This window comes from Pseudomonas aegrilactucae (assembly GCF_019168305.1).
Taxonomy (GTDB): domain Bacteria; phylum Pseudomonadota; class Gammaproteobacteria; order Pseudomonadales; family Pseudomonadaceae; genus Aquipseudomonas; species Aquipseudomonas aegrilactucae.
The window spans coordinates 19,709-27,960 of record NZ_JAHTBI010000092.1 but is presented as its reverse complement, the minus strand read 5'-3'; the positions used below and the strand labels follow the sequence as shown (position 1 = coordinate 27,960).

Genomic DNA, 8,252 nt, shown 5'->3' with positions numbered 1-8,252 from the left:
GGCGGGACCGTGTGTGATGCGCGCGCTGCGGCGATTTCTTGAGCATAAAAAAAGCCCCGCCAACGATGGCGGGGGCCTTTTGCTGTCTCAGACGCCGATCAGGCAATCAAAGCCTGACGCGTACGATCAATCACCGCCTGCAGCGGCTCTGCACTCTCGTACTGCTCCGGGTACAAACGCTCGCTGTGACGTGCGATGCCATGTTCATTGACCAGGGTAAAACTGAAGCTACCCTTGCGTGCCGCATGGATCATGCAGTTCAACGGGGCAAATGCCTGGCTAAGGGTGCTAATGGCAGCCTGAGTATGGATAGATGTATTCATAGTTATTAGGTGTTCCTGCAAAAGACACAGCATCAGAGCCGTGTTCATATAAAACGTTCCAGTAACGCAAAGCTTTAGGGCTAGAGCGAAGAACCTGACTGGAACAGGGCAGCCAGAGGTAAGCGCATTGATAGTGTGGCGCTAGGGCTGACTGGTAGGTACTAGGATGACAGGCAACACGCCAGGGCTAAGGTTCTGCGCCGCTGTGTGAAGATCCTGTTCAATCTGCAGGGTGGCTCGCCAAGTAGGTAATGGTTACCTGTGGAGCCATCAAGTGGGCCGGTCCTGGTTTCAACAGGTGCTGTTCCGTTGTCGGAGCAGGACGCTGCAAGGACTGCTTTGGCCAGAATTGAGTTTCAGCTTGGTACTAACGCTGGCAACACTACATGACTTCAGAGCGCTTGGCAACTCTTTGTACTTTTCGTGCGGCTAGCCGGCCAGTATGTCGCGTTCGAGGCGTTGTGTGAAGAGGGTAGACGCTGTCGACAAGACGCTGTCGGCCCGTTTTCGTGCGCCCGAATGCCTTGCTTTGGGGCGGCTGTCCACACCTGAAGCGCGGGGTGTAAATACGCCGCTACACCCGGTCAACGCCACGCAGATGCCTAGGTTGGAAATACAAGTCAATGAAAAAAAACACTTTTTTTAGCTGGTGAAAAAATCGTCAGTTTGAGCGCGGGCCCCATTCTATCGGGGTTTGCGGGGTGTCGACGGGGGTTGTCCACCGAGTTATCCACAGCTTCTGTGGATTGTCCCGAGCGCTTGCTCTAGCACGGGCGTGCCAGCTTTGCGGGAAGTGTCTGACAATCGCTGGCAGGAACCTGGCGGCGGATGAGAGCGGTGCCATGACGTCAAGAAAAAAACGTCGCTGGCAAGAAAAAAAACTGTCGAAATCGGCCGGGCCATGCACGAATATTTCCGGTAGAGTGGCGCGCCTCTCGAGTTGCCTTCGCCGTTTTTTATGAAGTTTCGCAGCAAAATTCCCGCTTCCGACACCCAGCCTTGCCCTGTCGAGCCCCGACGGTTCTCGTTGAAGGTGGCCCTGTGGCTGCTCGACAGCCCACGCCTGGGCGACAACCCCAACGTCAAGCATTTCGCCGGGCGGCTGCTCAAGCAGCCCGCGCGCCAAGGCGTGGTGGTTGCGCAAAGCCGCCTGGGGCAGATGCTGTGCCGCGATTGTGGCAATGCCCGCGACCGCCGTATCGGCCACGAGCTGCTGCGCCAGGCGGCGCGCGCCGGTGACCGACGCGCCCAGCTTGAATACGGCCGGTTGTGCGCTCAACCCCAGGTCAACGAGCCTGCACAGGCACGCCACTGGCTGGAGCAGGCCGCCGCACAGGGCTCGCAAGAGGCTCATCGGCTGCTCAGGCAGCTGGTGGGTGACTGATTAATGGCGCAGGGCTGTTAAGCTCTGGGGGATTTCCTTGGGGGTGAGCATGCTGTCTATTGCGGCAATGGATCTGACCAGCATCGTGCTGGGTGTTTTGGTGGCAGCGCTGCCGGCGCTGGCCCTGGTGCTGCGTGCTCAACGTCAGTTGGCCAGCCAGCAGGCCGCGGCGGTGCTGTTCGAGGAACGCCTGAGCAGTGCGTTGCTGGCACAGGAGGGGCTGACCGCACAGCTGGATGCCAGCCGTGACGAGATCAGCGACCTCAGCCAGGCCAATTCGGCCAAGCAGGCCACCCTGGCCGCGCAGGCCCGTGAACTGGAGCTGTTGCAGATCGAGCGCGACAACGCGCGTGATGCCGCGCACGCCTGGAACCTCGAACGCAGCGCCCGCGAGGCCGAGCTGCGTCGCCTCGATGCGCAGTGTGCCGGGCTCACCGCCGAGCTGCGCGAGCAACAGGACAGCCATCAGCAACGCCTGAACGACCTGCAGGGCTCGCGCGACGAGCTGCGCGCCCAGTTCGCCGAAATGGCGACCAAGATCTTCGATGAGCGCGAGCAACGCTTTGCCCAGACCAGCCAGCAGCACCTGGGCCAGTTGCTCGACCCGCTCAAGGAGCGCATCCAGTCGTTCGAAAAGCGCGTCGAGGAAAGCTACCAGCAGGAAGCCCGCGAGCGCTTCTCGCTGGGCAAGGAGCTGGAGCGCCTGCAACAACTGAACCTGCGCCTGAGCGACGAGGCCACCAACCTGACCCAGGCACTCAAGGGCCAGAAGACCCAAGGCAACTGGGGTGAGCTGATCCTGGAGCGCGTACTGGAGCACGCGGGCCTGGAAAAGGGCCGCGAGTACCAGACCCAGGTCAGCCTCAAGAGCGCCGATGGCGAGCGCTTCCAGCCGGACGTGCTGATCATGCTGCCGGGCGACAAGCAGGTGGTGGTCGACTCCAAGGTCAGCCTCACGGCCTACCAGCAGTACGTCAACGCCACCGAGACCGACGTGGGCCAGGCCGCGCTCAAGCAGCATGTACTGTCGCTGCGCAACCATGTCAAAGGGCTGTCGGGCAAGGATTACAACCGCCTCGAAGGCTTGCACAGCCTCGACTTCGTGCTGTTGTTCGTGCCCATCGAAGCGGCATTTTCGGCGGCGTTGCAGGCTGAACCCAACCTGTTTCAAGAAGCCTTCGACCGTCAGATCGTGATTGTCAGCCCCACCACCTTGCTCGCGACCCTGCGCGTGATCGACAGCCTGTGGAAGCAGGAGCGTCAGAGCCAGAACGCCCGCGAGATTGCCGAGCGTGCCGGCTGGCTGTACGACAAGTTCGTGCTGTTCATCCAGGACCTGGACGAACTGGGCAACCGCCTGCAGCAGGTCGACAAGGCCTATGCGGCGGCGCGCAACAAGCTCTGCGAGGGCCGCGGCAACCTGATCAGCCGCAGCGAGCAGCTCAAGTTGCTGGGCGCCCGCGCCAGCAAGAGCCTGCCGGCCGACCTGCTGGAACGGGCCATGAGCGGCGCCGAATCAGCCGCCGAGGGCCTTACTGCACCAGGCTCAGATGACGATTGAGCAGGGCGCGCAAGGCCGCCGGCTTGACCGGCTTGCTCAGGTAGTCGAGGCCGGCGGCATGTACCCGCGCCACTGTCTCGCTGTGGCCGTCGGCGCTGATCACCACGCCCGGCACCGGCTCGCCCAGGCGCGTGCGTAGCCAGGCCATCAGCTCGGTGCCGGTATCGCCATCGTCCAGGTGGTAGTCCACCAGCGCCAGGTGCGGGCGCAACCCCTTGTCCAGCAGCGCCGCGCATTCGTCGCGGTTGCGCGCCGTGGACACCTGGCAGCCCCAGCGACTGAGCAGGCTGTTCATGCCGATCAGGATGCTGTCTTCGTTGTCCACGCACAGTACCTGCAAGCCCGCCAGCGGCTGGCCGGCCTGTTCTGCCGGTTTGGCCTGCGCCGCACTCGCCGCGCTGGCCAGCGGCACGCTGACGCGGAACACGCTGCCCTTGCCGCTCCAGGAACGCACCTGCAGCGGATGCCCCAGCACCTTGCACAGGCCGTCGGCAATCGCCAGGCCCAAGCCCAGGCCTTTTTCGGCGCGGGTCTGGTGGCTGTCCAGGCGTTTGAACTCCTCGAATATCACCTGCAGCTTGTCGTCGGCAATCCCGGGGCCGCGGTCCCACACTTCCAGCCACAGGCGGTCCTGGTGGCGGCGCATGCCCAGCAGGATCGGGCTTTTGCCGTAGCGGAAGGCGTTGGTCAGGAAATTCTGCAGGATGCGGCGCAGCAGCTTGATATCGCTGTGTACCCGCAGCTTGCTGCCGCGCACGCGAAAATCCAGGCCTTGCTGGCGGGCCAGTACCTTGAATTCCGCGCCCAGGGCATCGAACAGCTCGCTGAGGGCGAACGGCTTGGTGTCGGGGTTGATCTTGCCGTTCTCCAGGCGCGAGATGTCGAGCAGGTCGCTGATCAGCTCTTCGGCCGAGCGCAGCGAGCTGTCCAGGTGCTGCACCAGTTGCTGGGCATCGCCCGTCAGGCCGTCTTCCTGATGCGAGAGCGCAGCGGAGAACAGCCGGGCGGCGTTCAGGGGCTGCATCAGATCATGGCTGACGGCGGCCAGGAAGCGGGTCTTGGATTTGTTGGCCGCCTCGGCGTGGCTCTTGGCTTCGGTCAGCGCCAGGTTCAGTTGCGACAACTCATGGGTACGTTCGGCCACCCGCTGTTCGAGGCCTTCGTTGGCATCCTTGAGCGCCTGTTCGGCTTCGCGGAACGGGGTGATGTCGGTAAAGCTCATGACAAACCCGCCACCTGGCATCGGGTTGCCGATCAGCTCGATCACCCGCCCGTTGGGGAACAGGCGCTCGGAAGTGTGCGCGCGGCCCTGGCGCATCCAGTGCAGGCGCCGCGCCACGTGCACCTGGGCCTCGCCCGGGCCGCACAGGCCGCGCTCGGCGTTGTAGCGAATGATATCGGCAATCGGCCGGCCCACACTGATCAGCCCGTCGGGGTAGTTGAACAGCTCCAGGTAGCGGCGGTTCCAGGCCACCAGGCGCAGCGACTGGTCGACCACGCTGATGCCCTGGCTGATGTTCTCGATGGCGCCTTGCAGCAAGGCGCGGTTGAACTGCAGCACTTCGGAGGCTTCGTCGGCGATGCGCACCACATCTTCGAGCTGCATGTCGCGGCCTTCGATGGCCGCCTTGACCACCGCGCGGGTCGACGAGGTGCCGAGCACGCCCGCCAGCAGGCGTTCGGTGTGCTCGATCCATTCGCCGTCGGCGTTCTGGTTGGGGTTGAAGCCCTTGCCCTGGCGGTAGGCGAAGCGGATGAAGCTCTGGCGCGCGCGTTCCTCGCCGACAAAGCGCGCGGCCAGGTGCAGCAGGTCGTTGATCTGCACCGCCAGCAGCGAGCGGCTGTTGGGCCGCGCGCTGGTTTCCTGGCCGATGAAGCGCCCGGCCTGCCAGTGTTCCGAGACCCGCGTACGCGACAGGATCGAGACCCAGGCGAACACCGTGAAGTTGCCCGCCAGCGACAGCACCACGCCCTGGGTCAGCGGTGTGATCGGCAGGTTCAGCGGGTTGCCGTGCAACCATGCCAGCCCCGGGAACAGCTCCAGCGACCAGCCCACGCTGTGCGCAGCGATCGGCAGCACCAGGGTGTAGAACCACAGGAAGGTACCGGTGGCCAGGCCCGCGAACACGCCGCGGCGGTTGGCCTGTTTCCAGTACAGTGCGCCGAGCATGGCCGGGGCCAGTTGGGTGACTGCGGCGAAGGCGACCTGGCCGATGGTGGCCAGGCTGGCGGTGGAGCCGAGCAGGCGGTAGCTCACATAGGCCAGCAACAGGATCACCACGATGGTCACCCGGCGCACCGTGAGCATCCAGTGGCGGAACACCTCGAACGGGCGCTCGGCGTTGTTGCGCCGCAGCAGCCAGGGCAGCAGCATGTCATTGGATACCATGGTCGACAGCGCCACCGCTTCGACGATGACCATGCCGGTGGCCGCCGAGGCGCCACCGATGAAGGCCAGCAGGGCCAGTGCCGGGTGCGCCTCGGCCAGCGGCAGGCTGATCACGAAGGAGTCCGGCAGCACCGAGCCTGGCAGCAGCATCTGCCCGGCCAGGGCGATCGGCACCACGAACAGCGCGGCCAGGATCAGGTAGCCGGGGAACACCCAGCGGGCCAGGCGCAGGTCCTGCGGCTCGATGTTTTCCACCACGGTGACGTGGAACTGACGTGGCAGGCAGATGATCGCCATCATCGCCACGCCGGTCTGCACGATCATCGACGGCCAGTTGATGGTTTCCTGCCAGTAGCCTTCCAGGGCGGGTGCCAGGCGCGCCTGGCTGAACAGGTCGGCGAAGCCGTCGTACAGGTTGAAGGTGATGAAGGCGCCCACGGCAAGGAAGGCCAGCAGCTTGACCACGCCCTCGAAGGCGATGGCCAGCACCATGCCGCGGTGGTGTTCGGTCACGTCCAGGCTGCGGGTGCCGAACACGATGCTGAACAGCGCCAGCACCAGCGAGACCACCAATGCGGTGTCTTGCACACGGCTGCCGGTGGCGTCGGCACCCGCACCGATCAGCAGGTTGACGCCAAGCACGATGCCCTTGAGCTGCAGGGCGATGTAGGGCAGCACGCCCACCAGGCAGATCAGCGCCACCACCACCGCCAGCGACTGCGACTTGCCGTAGCGCGCGGCGATGAAGTCGGCGATGGAGGTGATGTTTTCCTGTTTGCTGATCAGCACCATCTTCTGCAGCACCCAGGGCGCGAACAGCAGCAACAGCACCGGCCCCAGGTAGATCGGCAGGAACGCCCACAACTGCTCGGTGGCCTGGCCGACCGCGCCGAAGAAGGTCCAGCTGGTGCAGTACACCGCCAGTGACAGGCTGTACACCCAGGCGCGCAGGCGTGGTGGCAGCGGTGTGCTGCGCCGGTCGCCGTAGAAGGCGATGGCGAACATGATGGCCATATAGACCAGGGCGACCAGGGCAATCAGCCCACTGGACAGCGACATGACAACTCCGAACGAGAAAACGGTAACGGCCAACCACGATCAATCAGTCTGGCACGCCGTTCTCGGTTCGTCAGCGCCGACGAAGGTCGCAGTGGCAGAGCGTCGCAGGATCAGTGGTGCGCCCCTTGCGAAGGGCGTGATGTCATCCTATATAGGCTAAACAGATAACAGTTAGAGAAATTACCCGTTATATCGATATTCCGGCCAGTTGTAAGATCGAATTCACCCCATCAGGGGACCGGAGACGACCCTTATGACCTGTGCAAACACTGCCCATCCGCTTCGCCCGCTGAGCCATCTGGCTCACCCGCGTGAAGTGATTCGCCAATTCACCCCCAACTGGTTCGCCGCCACCATGGGTACCGGTGTGCTGGCCCTGGCGTTGCCGCAGGCGCTGCCGGCCTTGTTCGGTGTGGCCGAGGCACTGTGGGTGTCGAGTATCGCCCTGTTCGTGCTGTTCAGCGTGCTGTACGGCGCGCGTTGGGTCATGTTCTTCGACGAGGCGCGCCGCATCTTTGCCCATTCCACGGTCTCGATGTTTTTCGGCACCATTCCGATGGGGCTGGCAACGCTGCTCAATGGCGCGCTGGTGTTTGGCATCGCACGCTGGGGCGACGGCATCGTGCCGTGGGTCGAGGCGCTGTGGTGGTTCGACGTGGCGTTGGCCTTGCTGTGCGGGGTGGCGATTCCGTACCTGATGTTCACCCGCCAGGAACACAGCATCGACCAGATGACCGCGGTATGGCTGTTGCCGGTGGTGGCGGCCGAGGTGGCGGCGGCCAGCGGTGGCCTGCTGGCCCCGCACCTGGTGGATGCGCATCAGCAGTTTCAAGTGCTGATCACCAGCTATGTGCTGTGGGCGGTGTCGTTGCCGGTGGCGTTCAGCATCCTGACCATCCTGATGCTGCGCATGGCGCTGCACAAACTGCCGCCGGCGAGCATGGCGGCGTCGAGCTGGCTGGCCCTGGGGCCGATCGGTACCGGGGCGCTGGGCATGTTGTTGCTGGGGGGCGATGCCCCGGCCATCTTCGCCGCCAACGGGCTCGGCAGCCTGGGCGAGATCGCCCGCGGGCTGGGCCTGGTAGCAGGCATCGTGCTGTGGGGTGCGGGGGCCTGGTGGTTGCTCACCGCGGTGTTGATCACGCTGCGCCATCTGCGCGAGGGCATGCCGTTCAACCTGAGTTGGTGGGGCTTCACCTTTCCGCTGGGCGTGTATGCACTGGCAACCCTGAAGCTGGCCGCGTGGCTGCACCTGGGGTTCTTCGTGGTGATGGGGCATGTGCTGGTGGTGGCGCTGGCAGGGCTGTGGCTGCTGGTGGCCAGCCGCACACTGGCGGGGGCGTGGCGTGGTGAGTTGTTCGTGTCGCCTTGCATTGCGGGGTGTCCGTCCAGCGAGCGGCGTTGAGCTTTTCGCTGGCAAGCCAGCTCCCGACAGGGTTTTGCGGCGCTCTCATAGCGTGTGGGAGCTGGCTTGCCAGCGAAGGGGGCGTCACGATCACTTGCATTTACCTGAGCAACTGTGGCTTTTTGCGTACC

Annotated in this window: 5 protein-coding genes; 3 read left to right on the top strand and 2 right to left on the bottom strand. The window is 64.1% G+C overall.

Annotation, left to right across the window (positions count from 1 at the left end):
- Nucleotides 1–98: 98 nt before the first annotated feature.
- Complete coding sequence (locus tag KUO17_RS22540) at nucleotides 99–323, bottom strand: hypothetical protein (protein WP_163941748.1); 225 nt, start codon at nucleotides 321–323, stop codon at nucleotides 99–101.
- A gap of 958 nt (nucleotides 324–1,281) precedes the next feature.
- On the opposite strand from KUO17_RS22540, the gene KUO17_RS22535 reads away from it, so the two are divergent.
- Together KUO17_RS22535 and KUO17_RS22530 are read left to right on the top strand one after the other, a co-directional pair.
- A complete protein-coding gene (locus KUO17_RS22535) occupies nucleotides 1,282–1,707 on the top strand; it encodes a tetratricopeptide repeat protein (RefSeq protein WP_217977795.1) in 426 nt (141 codons plus the stop codon).
- A 175-nt stretch (nucleotides 1,708–1,882) separates the two neighbouring features.
- A complete protein-coding gene (locus KUO17_RS22530; RefSeq protein WP_217977797.1) occupies nucleotides 1,883–3,268 on the top strand; it encodes a DNA recombination protein RmuC in 1,386 nt (461 codons plus the stop codon).
- On the opposite strand, the gene KUO17_RS22525 is transcribed toward KUO17_RS22530, so the two are convergent.
- Nucleotides 3,240–6,716 carry a PAS domain-containing hybrid sensor histidine kinase/response regulator gene (locus KUO17_RS22525; RefSeq protein WP_217977794.1) on the bottom strand — a complete coding sequence of 1,159 codons (3,477 nt, stop codon included), beginning with the start codon at nucleotides 6,714–6,716 and terminating at the stop codon, nucleotides 3,240–3,242. The two genes, KUO17_RS22530 and KUO17_RS22525, sit on opposite strands and share 29 nt — an antisense overlap.
- Before the next feature lie 253 nt (nucleotides 6,717–6,969).
- Between KUO17_RS22525 and KUO17_RS22520 the strand changes: the two genes are divergently transcribed.
- Entirely contained in the window at nucleotides 6,970–8,121 is a 1,152-nt protein-coding gene (locus KUO17_RS22520; RefSeq protein WP_217977793.1) for a TDT family transporter, read from the top strand.
- The last annotated feature ends 131 nt before the right edge of the window (nucleotides 8,122–8,252 follow it).

Excerpts from the sequence above, each read along its gene's own strand:
- KUO17_RS22540 (WP_163941748.1), bottom strand. The coding sequence starts at position 323 with ATGAATACATCTATCCATACTCAGGCTGCCATTAGCACCCTTAGCCAG.
- KUO17_RS22535 (WP_217977795.1), top strand. The coding sequence starts at position 1,282 with ATGAAGTTTCGCAGCAAAATTCCCGCTTCCGACACCCAGCCTTGCCCT.
- KUO17_RS22525 (WP_217977794.1), bottom strand. The coding sequence starts at position 6,716 with ATGTCGCTGTCCAGTGGGCTGATTGCCCTGGTCGCCCTGGTCTATATG.
- KUO17_RS22520 (WP_217977793.1), top strand. The coding sequence starts at position 6,970 with ATGACCTGTGCAAACACTGCCCATCCGCTTCGCCCGCTGAGCCATCTG.